Raw genomic sequence first — 568 nt, forward strand, 5'->3', positions numbered from 1 at the left:
CAGGAACTCTTCGCCACCCCAGCGGGCGACGATGTCGGTTTCTCGCAGGCCTGCCGCGATGGTGCCTGCCACCCGGGCCAGCACCTCGTCGCCAGCGACGTGCCCCAGGCGGTCGTTGACGCGTTTGAAGTGATCGATGTCGATCATCGCCAGGCAAAAGCCGCGACCCGAGCGCACGGTGCGGTGCTTTTCGGTGTGCATCAACTCCTGCATGCGACGCCGGTTGATCAGGCCGGTGAGCTCGTCGTGCGTGGCCAGGTCGCGGATGCGATCCAATGCCTCGGCGAGTTCGTGCTGGCGCACCTGCGCCTGCCTGCGCAACTGGTGCATCTGGTGGATCAGCAGGCTCACGGTGGACAAAGCCAGCAGCAACACGCAGGCGTAGACGAGCTGCATGGCCGCTGCGTTGAGCTCGGCCCTGGCCTCCCAGGCCACGCAGGCCATGGCCGAGCCAAAAGACAACCCGGCGAGCACGCAGGCGCGAAACAGCTGTCTGGGCGTGTTGGTGAACATGCTGAACAGCAGGATCACCATCAGCAGGAGGAGGGCGAGCGGCCGACCGGGCCCG

The 568-nt window shown here is 66.4% G+C and carries 1 protein-coding gene; it reads right to left on the reverse strand.

The features are described from left to right. Nucleotides 1–534, reverse strand: a 534-nt coding sequence (locus B2W70_RS13825; protein ID WP_286746535.1) for a diguanylate cyclase, incomplete at its 3' end; no start/stop codon positions are given. Nucleotides 535–568: the final 34 nt, after the last annotated feature.

The organism is Aquabacterium sp. UBA2148 (assembly GCF_002328915.1).
Taxonomy (GTDB): domain Bacteria; phylum Pseudomonadota; class Gammaproteobacteria; order Burkholderiales; family Burkholderiaceae_C; genus Aquabacterium; species Aquabacterium parvum.